This window comes from Sphingobium sp. TomMM15, assembly GCF_055397045.1.
Genome location: NZ_AP027316.1, coordinates 80,690 through 96,876 on the forward strand (window position 1 = coordinate 80,690; position 16,187 = coordinate 96,876).

At 59.0% G+C, this 16,187-nt stretch carries 11 protein-coding genes and 2 pseudogenes; 3 read left to right on the forward strand and 10 right to left on the reverse strand.

Annotated elements, in window-relative coordinates; all coding sequences use genetic code 11:
- Position 1 precedes the first annotated feature (1 nt).
- The 3 genes from ACZ51H_RS17385 to ACZ51H_RS17395 form a co-directional block, all read right to left on the reverse strand.
- On the reverse strand, positions 2–2,119 hold the full coding sequence (locus tag ACZ51H_RS17385) for a recombinase family protein (protein WP_464801452.1): 2,118 nt from the start codon (positions 2,117–2,119) through the stop codon (positions 2–4).
- 301 nt (positions 2,120–2,420) lie between these two features.
- A complete protein-coding gene (locus ACZ51H_RS17390) occupies positions 2,421–2,885 on the reverse strand; it encodes a helix-turn-helix domain-containing protein (RefSeq protein WP_464801451.1) in 465 nt (154 codons plus the stop codon).
- 115 nt (positions 2,886–3,000) lie between these two features.
- Complete coding sequence (locus ACZ51H_RS17395; RefSeq protein ID WP_464803658.1) at positions 3,001–3,324, reverse strand: DUF5372 family protein; 324 nt, start codon at positions 3,322–3,324, stop codon at positions 3,001–3,003.
- An 8-nt stretch (positions 3,325–3,332) separates the two neighbouring features.
- On the opposite strand from ACZ51H_RS17395, the gene tnpB reads away from it, so the two are divergent.
- The 3 genes and pseudogenes from tnpB to ACZ51H_RS17410 all read left to right on the forward strand — a co-directional run.
- Positions 3,333–3,515, forward strand: coding sequence for an IS66 family insertion sequence element accessory protein TnpB (tnpB, locus tag ACZ51H_RS17400; RefSeq protein WP_464803659.1), 183 nt, complete (start codon positions 3,333–3,335; stop codon positions 3,513–3,515).
- Between the two features lie 60 nt (positions 3,516–3,575).
- Positions 3,576–5,129, forward strand: coding sequence for an IS66 family transposase (tnpC, locus tag ACZ51H_RS17405; RefSeq protein ID WP_461158394.1), 1,554 nt, complete (start codon positions 3,576–3,578; stop codon positions 5,127–5,129).
- A gap of 244 nt (positions 5,130–5,373) precedes the next feature.
- Positions 5,374–5,499: pseudogene (locus ACZ51H_RS17410) on the forward strand (IS5/IS1182 family transposase); the annotation flags it as partial.
- Between the two features lie 90 nt (positions 5,500–5,589).
- Here ACZ51H_RS17410 and ACZ51H_RS17415 read toward each other — a convergent pair.
- The 7 genes and pseudogenes from ACZ51H_RS17415 to ACZ51H_RS17445 all read right to left on the reverse strand — a co-directional run bounded on the left by ACZ51H_RS17415 (position 5,590) and on the right by ACZ51H_RS17445 (position 16,156).
- Entirely contained in the window at positions 5,590–8,184 is a 2,595-nt protein-coding gene (locus tag ACZ51H_RS17415) for a TonB-dependent receptor (RefSeq protein WP_464803660.1), read from the reverse strand.
- A gap of 157 nt (positions 8,185–8,341) precedes the next feature.
- A complete protein-coding gene (locus ACZ51H_RS17420; protein WP_464803661.1) occupies positions 8,342–9,955 on the reverse strand; it encodes a carboxylesterase/lipase family protein in 1,614 nt (537 codons plus the stop codon).
- A 70-nt stretch (positions 9,956–10,025) separates the two neighbouring features.
- Positions 10,026–10,688 (reverse strand): TetR/AcrR family transcriptional regulator, encoded by a 663-nt coding sequence (locus tag ACZ51H_RS17425; RefSeq protein ID WP_464803662.1) that lies wholly within the window; start codon positions 10,686–10,688, stop codon positions 10,026–10,028.
- Positions 10,689–10,815: 127 nt separating this feature from the next.
- Positions 10,816–13,239 carry a TonB-dependent receptor gene (locus ACZ51H_RS17430; protein ID WP_464803663.1) on the reverse strand — a complete coding sequence of 808 codons (2,424 nt, stop codon included), beginning with the start codon at positions 13,237–13,239 and terminating at the stop codon, positions 10,816–10,818.
- A 706-nt stretch (positions 13,240–13,945) separates the two neighbouring features.
- A pseudogene (locus tag ACZ51H_RS17435) lies at positions 13,946–14,303 on the reverse strand (recombinase family protein); the annotation flags it as partial.
- A gap of 347 nt (positions 14,304–14,650) precedes the next feature.
- Complete coding sequence (locus ACZ51H_RS17440) at positions 14,651–15,886, reverse strand: MFS transporter (protein WP_464803664.1); 1,236 nt, start codon at positions 15,884–15,886, stop codon at positions 14,651–14,653.
- A 105-nt stretch (positions 15,887–15,991) separates the two neighbouring features.
- Positions 15,992–16,156 carry a hypothetical protein gene (locus ACZ51H_RS17445; protein ID WP_464803665.1) on the reverse strand — a complete coding sequence of 55 codons (165 nt, stop codon included), beginning with the start codon at positions 16,154–16,156 and terminating at the stop codon, positions 15,992–15,994.
- Between the last annotated feature and the right edge of the window lie 31 nt (positions 16,157–16,187).

The window sequence follows — 16,187 nt, forward strand, 5'->3', positions numbered from 1 at the left end:
TTCATACTACAGCCCTTTCGTCGAGATCCATGCATTTAGAGCCGTCGAGCCGACGGATTGTCTCGGCCCGATGGGCTAATTGGTTCCATCTGCTGCACTGCTTGACCGGGACATGCGGTCCTGGCGGCTCGTAGAGGCTGATATAGCCATTGTAGGGATGTCGTTTCACGATACCGTATTTCGCCCACCGGACCAAAGTGCACTCGGTGATCCCGAGTTTGGCGCAGGCCTCGGCTTTCGTCAGCATTCCTCGCTCGCGCAGCCGGTCGTAGCGCGGGCGCAGACCATATGTCTTGACGAGATAGATGACGCGCATGTCGGTAAACTGGGCGTCGGCCTGATCCCGTCGCGCTGAACCGCCGGGCCGGATCCCTTTTGCATTCAGTATGTCCGCGATTTCGGCACAGATATGGTCGTCGAGCAGCTTGTCGACCAGTGCGACGACCTCGGGCCGGGTCTTTACCTGCTGTGCAGAAGATTTAGGATTTTGGGTCGTGAGCGTTTGGGTCCTTCCGCCCCTAAAGCGGATATTCACCCGTGTCTCTCCCTCAGCTGGGATCTTGAGCAGTGTGACGTCTTCAACGAGGTAGGCAAGAAGCCGCTTGCGTTCACGGTTCGGCAGCGTCGGGTCGTGCCAGACCGTTTTGAAGTCGGTCGTCATGGCGGTCAACCGATCGCGGACTCCATCGTCGAGTGCCACCCGTTCTTCGCGTAGAGCATGCTCCCTTTCTTCCTGCAGGTCGGCCAGCAAGCGCAGTCTGTCGTTCCACTCTCGTTCAAGAGTGTCGGCCACCAGGCGATTGTTCGGATCGACCAGCATAAACCGCCGCTGCGCAAGATCGGCATCGATCTGGGCTCGTTCGACAGCGCGAAGCCGGAGTTGATCCGCTTCGTCATGGCGCGCCTCTATCTCCTTTCTGATCTCCAGCGCCAACTCCACGGCGGCGGGCGTCATTTCAGCAGCGATCAGTTCGCCGATGGCTCCGTCAATGGGCCAGCCTGCGATCGACTGACAGTGGCGTTCACCGCGAGTCTCGTAGGCCTGGCTGCACACATACCACGTATCCACCTGTCCTCGCCGATCGGCGTAGCGGGCTTTCATATAACTGCCGCAGCGTCCGCAGATCACGCGCCCTTGCAGCAAGGCTGCGCCTTCGCGAGGCGGCGAGGCGCGCGCGGGATCGTATCCTCGCCCATTGGCCTCAAGTATTTTGAGATTATGCTGATATTGTTCCCAACTGATGTAGCCAGGATGGGCATCAGGGATGCAGGCGAGCCATTCCTTGGGATCACGTTTGCGGAGTTGTATCCTTCCGTCGACGGTCCGGCGGTAAAGACGCTGGCCATAGGCGTAAACACCCGCATAGCGCGGATTTTTCAGCGTGCGCATTGTGGTCGATGTGGTCAACGGTTGGAAGACCACCTGTTTGCCATTGCGAAGGCGAGATGGGAAGAGCAGGCCTTCCCTGGCGAACGCCTTGACGGTTTGCGCGGCCGATCCGACCCGCGAGAAGGTCTCGAAGAAGTGGGCGATCATCTCCCGGACTTGGGCGTCAGGATCGAGCACGACGTCGCCAACCTCATTATAGATAAAGCCGGTTGGCAGAGGACAATGATATTCACCACGGCGCACCTTGTTGAGGATGCCGCCACGTAATCGCGCTTTGATGACATGCAGCTCGGCTTCACTCATCGTGCCCTTGAGTCCGAGCAGCAGGCGATCATTGAAGTTGGACGGATCGTACACGCCATCTTCGTCGAGGATGAGCGTGTCGGCCAAAGCGCAGATTTCCAGCAGCCGATGCCAGTCCGCATTGTTTCTCGCGAGACGGGATACTTCCAGGCCCATGACGATCCCCGCACGCCCCATACCGACATCGGACACCAGTTTCTGGAACCCTTCGCGCCATGACGCCGACGCACCGGATTCACCTTGATCGCTGTCAATGACGATGATCTGGTCGTCGCGCCATCCCAGCCCGACCGCACGCCCGCGAAGGTCGTACTGGCGCTTGGTGCTTTCGACATTCTCCATGACCTGCCGCATCGACGACTGCCGGATGTAGAGATAGGCCCCTCGCTCGAGATGGCGCGATTGGACCTTGAGATTTTCGTTCATGCCGATCTCCTCCATTCAGGGGCTGCCATCACCATGGCGGCGAGCAGGTGGATGACTGTGCGTCGTTCGGAAGTTGCATCTGCGATCGGCAGACCAACTGCCGGGACGGCAGCGGATGGGCTATGGCAGGGCGCCCGCAAAATCGCGCGAGCCCAAGCCAACATGCCTTGATGCAGAAGGATAGTAAGGCCGCTGCGCGCCTCCGGGGGTAGCGCGGTCCCAAGCGCGGCAGCGCGCAATATTTCGTATCGCTCCATGGCGCGGCACTGCATCGCGGGATGCAGTTGCGCGCCGGCGCCGATCACGCAGTTTTTTTTACACCGAGCGCCCGCTCGATCGTTCTGGGGTGGACATCGAGCCCGAACTTTGCCCGGACACGATCCGTCAGTTCGCGCGCCCGAATGGGTTCGCCAGGGTCCACCTGCGCCTTGAGGAACGTCATCACTTCGCCTTGGAGCTTGTGTGGTCCGCGAGGACCACGCTTCCTCGGGACTAGGCCGGCCAAGCCCGCATCCTCGAAGTCCGCCTTGGCCTGATAGAAGGTTGGCCGGGAGACACCATATTCGTCGGATGCGTCGGTCACCGACATTTTGTCGACGGATACGCGCCGCAGCATCTCGTATTTCACTTGCACAATGTCGCGCGGATCGAAGAAGCCGTCCTTCTGGAATTTCGGATCGCCCACCTTCTCCGGCGCCGGATTGAGCGTGCCATCTGCGGCCAAAACACTCGCCTTCGATCGCTTGTGCTTGATCTTGTCCGGCACCTGCAACCCTCGCTACCCGCTTTGTATATGTAATGTATAATATGCCGTATATGGCGCATTCGTCAAGGCTATTGCACCCATAGACTCGCAAGTAAATTGCCATATTGCACAACATTCATCGCAACCTCCACGGATATCGCGGCGTCTTTTCCTTTACAGTAGCGGCATAATTATGCTTACGTGATTTTGTCCCGGAAGCTCTTTTCCGCGCCATCAGCAGTCCCACCAGTTCATTGAGCTCCAACAGATCGGTAAGGCTGCAAAGGACACGCCTGACCTCAAGATCAGGAGATGTCGCATCCGTCCATTGCGGCGGAACAGAACAAATCTGACCATCGGCAAAGCGCAGCAACCACCGCTTGCCCGATCGATTGCCACGTCTCGCAATGCACTCCCCTTGCTGTCCGGAGTATGGATGGAAAGGGTGGGTCACAGTCACAAGCTGCAATGGCGCAGATGTACCGCCCGCATTTCCAACTGAGGTACAAGCGGATGGACCGAGGCCGGTTCATTTGGCCATCGACCAAGACCGGTTCGGTGGTGATGACGGCGGCCCAGCTTTCCATGCTGTTGGAAGGCATCGACTGGCGGCGGCCGGAACGCACTTTCACCCCATCACTTGCGGGCTAAAACGCCCATTTTCCGGCGCTTTTTCTGGCATTGCGGCGTCTGTTCCGCTATAGGGTCGCGGTGTCGGACGCAGGCCTTTCCACCGCTGATAAAGACGCTCGGATTGCCGAGCTCGAAGCTGCTTTGGCGGCCGCCCACGCCGATATTTCTGCCCGCGACATCCTGATCGACACGCTGCGCGTGCAGATCGCGCGCCTCAAGCGGATGCAGTTCGGCAAGTCGTCCGAGAAGCTCGACACTCAGATCGCACAGCTTGAGCTTGCGCTCGAAGAGCTCGAAGGCGAGGCCATCGTCGCCGCCGCCCGCCGGGCCGATCCGGCAGAGGTTGATCGGCCGTCGCCTGTTCGTGCGCTGCCTGCTCATCTGCCGCGGGAGGAACAGCGGATCGAGCCCGAACAGGGCAGTTGCACCTGTCCAGATTGCGGCGGAGCGCTGCGGCCTCTGGGGCAGGATAGCGACGAGATGCTCGATGCCGTGCCAGTGCAATGGCGTGTCGTTCGGACCATCCGGCCCAAGTATAGCTGCCGGTCCTGCGAGAAGATCGTCCAGGCGCCCGTGCCGGTAAAGGCGATAGCGCGCGGCAAGGCGACCTTCGGCACGCTGGCCCACGTTGTCGTCTCCAAGTTCGACCATCATCTGCCGCTTTACCGCCAGGCCGAGATCATGGCTGCGCAGGGGGTCGAGATCGACCGATCGACACTGGCGGGCTGGGTAGGACAGGCATCCGTGCTGCTCGACCCGATCGTCAGTCGCATTCGCGAGGTGGGCCTCACCGCCTCAAAGATCCATACCGACGATACGCCTGTTCCCATGCTTGATCCGGGCCGGGGCAAGACGGCCACCGGCAGGCTTTGGGCTTACGCCGTCGATGATCGTGGCTCGGGCGCTACGACCCCCTCGCTCGTCTGGTATGAGTTCACCACCGATCGCACCGGTGCGCATCCCCAGCGTCAGCTGGCCAACTTCGCCGGCTACCTGCAGGCTGATGGTTACGCCGGTTATGACAAGCTCTACGACACGAACCGCGTCACCGAGGTTGCTTGCTGGGCGCATTTCCGGCGGAAGATATTCGACATCCACGCCACCAAGCCGACGCCGCTCACCACCGACCTGCTAGAACGCATCGGCCAACTCTATGAGATCGAGGCAGAGGTTCAAGGCCAGCAACCCGAGATCCGCCGACGAAGCCGGCACGACCGCACTCAGCCGTTGATCGATGATCTGCGGCAAGCACTTGACGATGCCCTGCGCCGCCTCTCGCCCAAGTCCGAGATGGCGAAAGCGATCGCCTATGGCCGCAAGCGCTGGGTGGCGCTCACGCGCTTCCTCGATGATGGGCGTCTGGAGATCGATAACAACATTGCGGAGCGTGCCATGCGATGCGTGGCCTTGGGCCGTAAAAACTGGCTGTTCGCCGGATCAAAGGCAGGCGGCGATCGGGCGGCGGCCATCTACTCCGTTATCGAGACCGCAAAGCTCAACGGCCTCGAACCACAGGCCTATATTGCCGACGTTATCGCCAAGATCGCCGGCAACTGGCCTGCCGCTCGCTGGGATGAACTCATGCCCTGGAATTGGCGACCAGATCAGCAACCGATCGCCGAAGCCGCCTGATCTGGGGCCTCCAGCCCACGCTTACCTCATCCGTGAGGTGTTGGCCGGATGCCTGACGCGCCAAGACGCCATCACGGGCCTACGAACGTTGATGATGGCGGCTGTGCGGGGCGCTCAGTGGCGTCGGTCGTGATAGTCGGGGGGGCAGGAGCGGTCGCGGTCTCCGCAAGGAACTGCGAGCGTCGCGTATTTGGAAGCGCCGCAAATGATCTGCCCCCCCGCCGGCTGAGTGGTCCAGAGACTAGTCGAACAGAGCCTCGGAGCGCTGACGATTTCGCGATGTCTCACGACAGATTACGAGACGCTCATCCACGTCTCGGCCGCGGCCATGTTGTTCGCTTCCATTCTCAAGTCTATTACCGCAGCATGACACTTTCCAAACGAATTCTAAACTCTGCGCAGTCGGCTTTCCCTGCTCTAAGGCCTCCGGGAATGCAGGATTAATTAGCGGCGATAAGCATCAGAAATTGTATCGCAATTTCACGCCATATGTCCGCGGCTCTCCATATAGGGTATCCCAGACATTCAGGTTATAAAAGACGTTACCATTACTTACTCTATAAAGCTTATTTGCGATATTCTTACCAAACAGGCTGATATCAACGCCGCTTTGGGCAATGTTTCGCCAATCGAGTGATGCATTAAGCAAGCCATATGCTTCTAACAGGGAGCCAGGTTCGTTCACCGGATTTTCCGACGCCGCAGCGCCGCTTGCGGCAAGATGCGAATAATTGATAAACAGCGACATTTTTCCGAGTTGCTCTGGAATAGGCAGGTCGATGTTCGCATGGATATTATATACCCATGGTGAGACGAACTGGAACGGGACGCAACTGGCATCGACGGTCTGGCCGACACCTACCCTGGCGGAACCGCCGCCCGGGAGGCAGGTGAAGTCGGCGCCAAATGCCGAAGTGAACTCGAACTTCTTATAGTCGGCGTCGGTATGGCTGAGTGTGCCGCCAATCTCGATCCCCTCGACCGGACGGATGGAAGCTTCCATTTCCAGACCCTGGATGCTCGCTTTCGCCGAGAGAACTTGCGCGCCGAAGGCGAACGAACTGAAGTCCGCATCACCGCCCGGACGGTGGATATTGCTGTAGTCCGAATAGAAATAGGTAGCGTTGAGCCGCACTGGCATGGCGCCCAGACGCCAGTCGGACTTGAACCCGGCTTCGTAACTTAAAACCTTCTCCGGCTGGAACGTGGTGGTTGAGGCTCGGATCGCGAAGCTGTTGAAGCCACCAGCCTTGTAACCCTTGCTGATCTTGCCGTAGATAAGCACGTCATCGATCGGCTTGTAGTCGAGCCCAACCGTCCACGTCAGTGCTTTGGTTTTAAGGTCGCCGGTGAAGTTACATCCAGCAGCCGGATCCTCACCCGCAGGGACTACGACGCCCTGCGAAGCTGGCGGCCCGAACAGGCACTTGGACGCTCCAGCGGGTGCTCCAAATGGATTGCCTGGAGCGTAAGTCAGCCACGAACTGCTAAACCCCTTCACTCGGTCCCATGTATGGCGAATGCCGCCCGTGAACCGCAGATTGTCCAAGCTCGGCGTGAGCACTCCCAGATCGAGCGTACCCTGAGCGTAGAGCGCCCGCGACTGATTGGTGACTCCGCTTCGCGAGAAAGTGCCGGAACAGGCGACCGGATCGCCAGTATTAAGGACCGCGCAGTTCTGGACGGCTGCGGAACCCCACATCCCTGCCGGCTTCGTATCGATATAGAAAGCGCCGACAGCATAGGTCAGCTTTTTATCCAGCGCGGTGCCCTGGAGCTGTAGCTCTTCGGTAAACTGTTTGAGATAGTCGCGCGGTAGCGAACCTTCCTGCTCGTTGCGGTAGCCTCGAAAGGGTGGGGTGAACAAGTCGGTGAACCCCGCAACGGGAAAATCGGGAAAGTTCCCATATTGCGATTGCTGATAATGCTGGATGGGGGTTCCATCTACGTCGGACGCATAGTCCGACTTTAGCTTCTGGAAGCTGACGATGTTGCGCAAAGTCAGTGTATCGCTAAGTTCCAGGTCTGTAGTGTTGATGAGGCCCCATGCGTCTATATTGTTGTATGAATCGACGTCATGTCGAGTTCTGCGGGGGCCGATCTCATTAGCGATCGCGCTTTGGCGTTCATAAATGCCACAGGAACTAATGCCGCCTGGCGATATCGGCGTGTCAGAGCATATGCCTCCGGCCCTCAAACCGGCGATATTGAAACCGCGATTGATATGGCCCGCACCATCGTTGCGTGATTTCGAACCATAAACGAGCAGATAATTTTCCAGCCTCTCGGTCGGCCTGAAAGTGATGCCGACACGACCGGTGTACCAATGTTGATTATCACGCCACTTGTTCCAGACCAAATCCCGGGTGAAACCTCGTCGATCATAATATGCCCCCGTGACGCGCACGAGCAACTTGTCCTCCACGACGGGCACGTTGATCGCCCCCTCAATGCTGCGCAGGTCCAGATTGCCGATGGCACCTTCTAAATAGCCCTCGAACCGATCTGTCGGTTTTTGGGGAGTAAGCAGGACTGCGCCCCCGGTCGTGTTGCGTCCAAACAGCGTTCCTTGGGGACCGGACAGAACCTGGACGTTGGCGAGATCAACGAAAAGACCGGGGCCACCTTGCAAGCTCAAGCTGATGGAAGCAACCAGCGGAACTTCCGCAAGATAGGTCGCAACGGAGGGTAAGGCAAGAAAGCCCGTAGACTGGCCGCGTATCGCAAAGGACTGAACGTCGCGGCTTGCCTGTCCTTGCGTCCCAACAACCAGCGACGGCACGTTGCCGTTGAGATCTTGGGGCTCGTTGACGTTCATTTGCTCAAGGCGTTCTTGCGAGAAGGCGGTGACCACGACCGGAACATCTTGCGCACGCTCTTCTCGGCGCTGAGCAGTGACGACGATGTCTCTAACCTCCATTTGTTCGCTGCGATCATTGGCACCAGATGGCTGTAAAGTGCTGGATACTTGCGCCCCGGCGTGCACCGAGCCAAGGGTCGAAAGTGCGACACCACATAGAAATAAAGTTGCCCTGTTAATCATAACCTCTCCCATTTGCTTGTCATTATTCCTTCAAGCACTTTTGCTTTGAAGATACCCCAAAGTCCGAACCAAACTGATTTGGATCTATGTAAAATTTACCGTGAACTATTCTATTCGTAGTGATTTAGTATCAAGAACGGTATGAAACGTAATCGCTCCGGTTTTTGCCCTACAGAAGTGGCTGTATCGCCAAGCGCAACTTGGCTTCAGGATCCGATACGAGCTCGGTCGGCGTGTCGAACACCATGGTCGGACGCTCGTTTGCGTTATAAGGCGGCCACTCCGGCATTCCTGAATGATTAGGATTTCCGGTTCGTGCGAATGCGCCCCATGCGCCGCGCATCTGGTCAGCAAGGATACGCAATTGGGGTGTAGGCTTGATCGGTGATGTCGGGTCGTCGAGCCGATCGAATGTGAACGCCTGCTCGGTCCCGTGGTGCGAAGCCGTGTGCCCCATAAATGTCGCACCTGCCCAGGTAAAATAGTAAAGATAAGCGGGAGCCCGGCCCAACTGCGCCTTGCGCTCGGCCGCCAGGATCGACGGGCCACGCATCATCTCGTCGGAGGTTATCCGAAAATAGCGGTCGCTGGGGGACGAATTGGGCATACCGTATCGATAGTCCTCGACCAATCGATCTAAGGCCTCTGGCGACAGCTTAGCATATTCTTTTGAAAGCTGCTCCTTTAGCCCCTGCTCCGTAAGTGAAAACAAACGGTCTCGGTCGGGACTCATAACACCACGCAGCAGCACGGTTTCGTCACGGTTCACACCGATTATATATGGCACGTCGGCAGAGATTTGGGGGGCGACCGGATCGAATGGATGGTGTGGCAGTGAACGGGTCCCGACTGTCGGGCTAAAGCCGCCGCGTAGCCCAGTCTGGACGCTTTCAGCTGCGACGAGGAGCTTATCGACGGACACGCGCTGGAGCGCACGCACATCCCCGGGCATGACACCCAAATTAGCGCAAAGGCTGTCAGCCGCCTTCTTTGCGGCGGGACGTTCGATGCCCTTCAGGTAAAAACCGCTCTCCGTGATAGCCCGATGGAAGAGGCCCTTGGCGGATGGCATGGCCATGAGTGTCATCACCTTCGCGCCACCGCCGGACTCGCCAAAGATCGTGACATTGCCTGCGTCGCCGCCGAAAGCGGCCGCATTGTCCCGCACCCATTCGAGCGCGGCGACCAGATCGAGCATGCCGGCACAGCCGGACTCAGCAAATTGAGGATCGTTGTCGCCCAGATGAAGATAGCCGAACACGCCCAGCCGATGGTTCACCTCGACAAGGACCACATCTTCCTTGAGGGTGAGCGTGCCGTCGCCAGTATAATCCGCACCGGTGCCCACCTTGAACCCACCTGGATGCATCCACACCATAACGGGCCGCTTGGCTCCGTCCGCGATACCCCGTGTCCAAACGTTGAGCACGAGGCAATCCTCGCCGATCGGGATGTCCTGGAAGGGCGCAAATGCCGGCGGCTGAGGCAGTTGTGGCGCGCGGTGGCCGTATGCCGTCGCATCCCGTTCGCCGCTCCACGGCGCTTCGCGGCGGGGAGGCATGAAGCGACCGCTTCCGCTCGTGTCAGCGCCATAAGGGATACCCCTGAAATGGTGGCAGCCGTTCTTCACAACGCCACGGACCTTCCCCGACCGCGTTCGCGCCAACGTCGATTTTGCGGGCTGAGCTATCAATGGCGCCGCCGTTAATAGGCTGGCAAGGGCCAACGAACCGAACATTAGCGAGCGTTTTGTCAACTCAACCCCGGGCTTGTGCGTCTGCATCCTGCTTCTCCCAATTTTAGCGCGCCCTTTTGGGCTTTGGAGCAAAGCTAATAACGATGAGACGATGTGTCTAGCCCTTTACGGCGGTTTTCAATTCCTTATCTTGCGCGCGGGAACGACCAGCCTGCGTGATGAACGCCGAAAGTTCTTCCGCGACGATATCTCGCGCAACCGAGAGATTTATCCGCCCAGGATCGCAAGCCGCTCCATAGATCAGGTCATCCGTGCGCAGTTTCAGCAGATACGCCCGCACCGCGTCATCGGATTCAAATGCCGACGCCTCAGGATTCACGACAATGCCCGCCAACGCTCCGATAGTCGCCGCCTGGCGCGCCCTCGTTCTGAATATGACGGCCGAGTATGTGCGTTCGGTTGCCTCGATTTCCCGAATAAGGTGGATAATCTGGCTCTCATCCTGTGTAATCGCTATAAGCTCATCGAGCCAGCGTGCGAAGACGGCGACCGAATGATCTTCCAGGGAAGAGATGCCTTCCCACGCCAATTCGAGCCGGGGCATGACAGCATCGATCAAGGCCGAGGCAACAGCGAGCTTGTCTCCGAAATGCCGGTAGAAGGATGCCCGGCTGACCCCGGCGCGGGCAACGATTCCACCGATCGTCGCCGCACCGTAAGTGAGTTCGAAGAACGTAACCTGCGCCGCGTCCAGTATCTGCTTTCTGGTCGCCTCCCCCTGCGCTTCATGCAGCCAGGTCGGTTGAGTTCGCTTTGCCATTCTGCCGCTCCGATAGACACCTGGGCAGATGCCCGAAAAAAGCGACCGATATCAAACCAAAGCTGGTACTGCGAGTAGTATACTCCCTTTCGAGGCCGAGAAGATTCACGAAACCGAATGAACGCGTTCAGAACCTGTAGACGGTGGTGATGCCCCATTCCCTGGGGTTGGTCACGTTCACGATCCGGTATCCAGAGTCATAGGAAATTCCCGCCAGCGTGGGTTGGAGAGAATTGCTGGCCCCTACGTTGGTGATACGCTTCTGGTTTAGCGCATTCTTGACGAACGCATTGATCTCCCAGCCCCCCTCTTCGCTTCGGATGCCTGCAAACAGGTTTAGCAGTTGGCGGCTGGGCAGGCGCACGCCGACGCTGTCTAGCGTCACCGCCGGGCGATGCGTGAACAAGCCCCGCAGGAAGGGTTCGACCGAGCCGGTCGCGAAGCGTATCTCGCTGTTCGCCGACAAGGTGAAATCCGGAACATTGGAGAGCCGCGAATTACTGACGCAATAGCTTATATTAGTACCGCTGGCCGGGTTGACCCGTGGCGTTCCGATAGAATCGGGGCGACCGTCGAAATTGAAGTCGTTGCAGGGGATCGATGCCTTGTCGTACTTCGCCCGGATATATGATGCGGAGACGGAGAAATCCCAGTTCGCCGATGGACGACCGGAGACTGTACCTTCCACGCCTTTGGATGTCGCGTCGCCGTTAAAGTTGACCAACGCAACGCCGTCCACCACGCCGTCGGGTCGCCCAACAGGCTGTCCGTTGACCTGGGCTCCGTTATCATAGGCTATGTCCGCGATGCGAGAAATATAGCCATTATACTTCTGATAGAAAGCAGCGATATTCACGGAAATTCGACGGTCGAGGAAGGCGGTCTTTAGTCCAAGTTCGAACGCGTCGGATCGTTCGGGATCGGTGATCAGCAACTGGCGGTCGATGTTTTGCGATGTCGAGGTACCAAATGTCCCTTCTCGAAACGACCGCCCATAGGCAGCGTAGGCCGTCACGTCGCGGTTGAATTCATAAGTGAGGGTGGCGCCGCCGGTCAGCGGCTTTTTCTCGTAGCGGGTCAGATCGTCCGGGCGGAGGCTGGTCGACGAGAACGGAGGAACCCCGAATGCGGGCGCACCGGGCGACGTGAGAGTGAGGATATTGGGCTTGACACTCTTCAGGCGTCCATATCGTAGGCCTACCTCGAGCTTTAGCTTTTCCGTGAATTTAAACCGGCTGCTCGCGGCAATAGATGTCGTTGTGGCTTTCACCGGCAGCACCACATCGACCGTGATCGGCAGTATCAGGCCGAACTGCGCGGGAAACGGCCCGAAGAATTGGTCACCCGGCTGGTTCACCCGGACGGTTCCGCCCTGCCGGGAATGGAAGGCGCTGACGGACCAATTCCAGAACTGGCCCGTGTCGTTGGATACCAGTCGCAATTCGCCGGTGTCGACCGGGTAGGGAATCCGTGTGGTCTGCACCGCCTGATACCCCGGCACCGCATTCGCCACGTCCTGATCGCTTTCCTGGATCAGCTTGGAATACTGGTGCGCGCCCGCGAAGAACAGGGTTGCCCCGCCAAGATTCCAGTCGGCTTGCAAGTTGAAGATATGGGTGGTGTTGCGGAAACGCCGGATGCCTTCGCTCACCGCGATGTAGTCGTCCACGGACGCTGGCGGTCCGCTCAACTCGGGCGACTGCACCGGAGGATTGGTGCCGGGGAATATGGCGGGCCTGTTACCCGGCCCGAAGACCTGCTGCTCCTGCCGATTGTCCGCCTTCAGATACTGGTACGACGCCACCACGTTGACAGCGTCGGTGGGACGCCACGCGAGCGTCGCGCGGCCGCTGTGGGTGCGGCTTTTTGACCGCTCGTCGCGGTTGACATTGTTAACCTGGTTGAGCCGGTTGCCATCGAGCAATCCAGCAACGCGGAGCGCCAGCTTTCCCGGCATGAGCGGGACCGAGACAGCACCCTGCACGTTGTACGCATGATCCTCGCTGCCCGTCGCCTGGGCATAGCCCTCCAGGGAATCCAGATTGGGCCGCCGCGTGCGGATGGTGATGGCGCCCGCCGGTGCCGTGCGGCCGCGCAGCGCGCCTTGGGGACCACGCAGGACCTCGATCTGGTCGATGTCGTAGATCGCCGTAAACGCGGTCTGGGCATCGATCGGGATGTCGTTCACATAGATATCGACTGCCGGGCCTGTCCCCTGATCCGGATCGAACGTAACCCCGCGAAGCGATGTCACATTGTTCCGGCCCACCGTGTTGGTCATTTCCAGACCGGGCGAGAGCTGCTGAACATCTTTTACGTCAAAGATATTGAGGCGCTCGATCTGTTTGCCGGATGCGACAGATACGCTCATCGGCACATCCTGGAGCGATCGAGCATCGCGCGTCGCCGTCACGACGATATCAACGGCGCCAACGTTCGGAGGCGCATTGACATTGACCACGCCGCCCGTTTGCGCTTCGGCCCCACTGGCGAAAGCAAGCATGCCCAGCCCGGCAAGCATGGTTTGGGCGCAGTTTTCTCTTACCTTCATCGTCATCCCCCCTATCGTCGCCGGACAGATGTCGGCGCTATGCGTCTTTGCGCAGTATGCAAATGTACCCATCGATGAGACGGCGTGTCAAGTCATTGGTTATATCGCTACCGGCGTCGGTCTCGTTAGGCTAACTGAGGTGATCGCATCGGATGAGAGAACGGGCCAGATATGCCACCCAAGGGTACGCTAAGTAGCCGCCACCCCGACCCGTCGGGACGCATCATGCCTATCTGGCTCTCCTCCCCTACCTCGGAGGAGGGTGAGCCTCGTGCCCCCGCCGGAACCACCATGATCTCGCCACCGTCGGAACGATAGCTTTCTTGCAAGAGGCGCTCCTTCGGAGCACGTATTGCGACAGGCGACCGTTCATCAGCACGAGCGACCACAGATCGCAGCCATTGAAGATGGGCACCGATCTTCGCAGTCGGTCCGCAGCAGGTGACGCGCCTCCGGATCGATGCTGATCCTCGCAAAACTGCACCCATCGCTAGCAGTTGGGGCGGAAGGTGGAACTGGTCCGCAAGCGCACGGGAGCGAGAGAAGCGCTTTAGCCGCGCAGCCAGGTAAGCAGATCGGAAGTATTGTCGTCAACCATCGCACAGCACGACTGACCTTTACCAAACTGTACGAACTGCCGTCATACTACGGCCAATGTTCCCAGGCGCCATACTGCGGCGGGCGACGTTTCCACCAAACCACGACATCACCCTGCTCGCCGCCCACCGGCCGAGGCCATTTCGCGATACACCGTCGCGCGACCCAGCCCAAGTTGCCGCGCGGCGTCGGTCGGCGACATGCCCGCCATCACCAAGCTCAGCGCCGCCTTGGCCTTATCGGGATCTAGCGGCCGTCGCCCCGGCGGCTTGCCTTTGGCGTACGGCGCAGCAATTCCGTCTTTCGTGCGCTCTGCTATCAAACGACGTTCGAAATGCGCGATCGCGGTAAAGGCGTTGAAAACCAACTCGCCTGCGACCGATGTGGTGTGGATTTTTCTTCCAAGCTGAGCCGAGCAACGCCACGCTTTTCAGTTCCTTCACCACGGTCAGCAATTCACCGAGCGAGCAGCTCGGCAGGGCCAGGGTGGTCCAGCGACTCAAAGATGGAGAAAGCCGCCTCTCTACAAAGGCAGCGAAAGCAGGGCGAAGGACGAAAAGCCCAAGCATCCCGGTCCGTTCGCCCCAAGCAACCAGTAGGTCACTTTCGTATAGTCGCTCCTAGTATGTCACGCCATTGGACCGGGCCACCAGGCATCAGCGCCTCTGGGACTTACTGCAGGGCGCTCTAGGGCACGAAGCTCTACCCGCCAATATGGCCACCGACTCGCCGCTTGCATCGATTCCCCTCACCACCGGATCGCCACATTAGGCGCAATGCGCCCCAATCGACAAGTTCGGCACAACTCCTCATATCACGCCTGTCGACGGCGTTGCCGCATCCATAAGATCGCCATGACCATTGAGACGACCAGGCAGGCGCTGCTGATCGTGCCGAGCATTAATACATATGAACCGCTGATGTCGTAGAGGAAGCCCGCGATCGGCGGCGCAACAAAAGTTGGGATCACTCCAAACGGCGCGGCCAAGCCTAGAGCGCGGGGGAGGTTTGGCCTTCCGAACAAGTCGACAAGCACGATCATATATGCAGCGAATACACCACCGCCGCAGATGCCCATAATGAAGGCGTCTACAAACAGCAATGGAAGGGCCGGATGCAAGAAGAAGATTGTCCATGTCGCGGCCTGCAGCAACGCATTCAACATCAAAGCCGGCGCGCCGCCAAGCCTGTCCGCTAGCCAGCCGAAAGCGAACGAGCCGATCACGCCGGCCCCGCCGGAAATGCTCAACAACAGCGTCGCATCGCCGATCGAACGGCCCTGCTCGGCAACAAGAGGAACGAGCTGGGCCAATTTCACCATTCCACTGCCATTGAGCAGCCCGACTGCGATCACCAGGAGCCAGAAATCAACACGCCGAAGGATTTGGCCAGTCGTAGCGCGCCGGTCCGGCGCAGCAATTTCGACCGCAGTCGCTAGTTTTGACTGCTCCCCCTCGTCCGAGGTGCCGTGCGGGCGATCCTTGACCAGCATCAGCAACGGGATGAGCAAAAGGTTGACCGCGCCAAGGACAAGGTAAAGCGCCCGGAGGCCAAACGACGCGATAATGGGGCTGCTCGCTAGCGGCACGAGCATGATGAATATCGGCATCATCATAATCCCAATCGCGCGCCCGGTACCCACGCGGAACCAATTGTTGATCAAGATGCTGGCCGGAAAATTGCCCGACATGACCGCGCCGGGTCCAACCAGCAGGAGGAAAGCCGCAAGAAACGCCCAGATGTTCGGCGCGGCCCAAAGGGCAACATAACCTGTCGACCCCAGGATGATCCCTGCAAGCATGGTGCTACGGATGGAAAACCGTTCGATGAGATAGGGCACCACCGGCCCCATGAGCCCGAAAGCCAGGAGTGCGAGTGATGCGCCCGCCGACGCGAGCCCGCGGGTGGTGGCAAATTCCTGCTGGATGGCTACGACACTCACCCCAAAGGAGCCAAGGGGCAGGCCAATCGCGAAGTTGGATGCGACCGTCGCTAGGACAAGGGTGCGCAGCGCGCCCTTCGGATTTTCAGACAGAACATGAGGGGCCATTCGACTTGATGCTCCCGCGTTGAAGATATGGATTCGATAATAACGGTTCGTCAGACCTTCCGCTCTTGAGAATGCCCAACCAGAATTTGATTGCGCAGCTTGGTATTACGCGGCGCTTGCACGTCGCCTGAGCGCGGCATGACCCAATATAAAGTCCGCAGCCCCTTCACCGATGATAATCGTCGCAGCGTTGGTGTTGCCACTGACGACCTGCGGCATCGCCGATGCATCCGCAATGCCCAGATCGATGCCATACGTGTAGCTGCGCATCGACGACATCAGTCTCGCCCACGCCCATGTG

Bases quoted from the DNA above. Each gene is read 5' to 3' on its own strand.
- ACZ51H_RS17415 (WP_464803660.1), bottom strand. From the start codon at position 8,184: ATGGGAGAGGTTATGATTAACAGGGCAACTTTATTTCTATGTGGTGTC.
- ACZ51H_RS17440 (WP_464803664.1), bottom strand. From the start codon at position 15,886: ATGGCCCCTCATGTTCTGTCTGAAAATCCGAAGGGCGCGCTGCGCACC.
- tnpB (WP_464803659.1), top strand. From the start codon at position 3,333: ATGGCGCAGATGTACCGCCCGCATTTCCAACTGAGGTACAAGCGGATG.
- ACZ51H_RS17430 (WP_464803663.1), bottom strand. From the start codon at position 13,239: ATGAAGGTAAGAGAAAACTGCGCCCAAACCATGCTTGCCGGGCTGGGC.
- ACZ51H_RS17425 (WP_464803662.1), bottom strand. From the start codon at position 10,688: ATGGCAAAGCGAACTCAACCGACCTGGCTGCATGAAGCGCAGGGGGAG.
- ACZ51H_RS17385 (WP_464801452.1), bottom strand. From the start codon at position 2,119: ATGAACGAAAATCTCAAGGTCCAATCGCGCCATCTCGAGCGAGGGGCC.
- ACZ51H_RS17445 (WP_464803665.1), bottom strand. From the start codon at position 16,156: ATGCGCAGCTACACGTATGGCATCGATCTGGGCATTGCGGATGCATCG.
- ACZ51H_RS17420 (WP_464803661.1), bottom strand. From the start codon at position 9,955: ATGCAGACGCACAAGCCCGGGGTTGAGTTGACAAAACGCTCGCTAATG.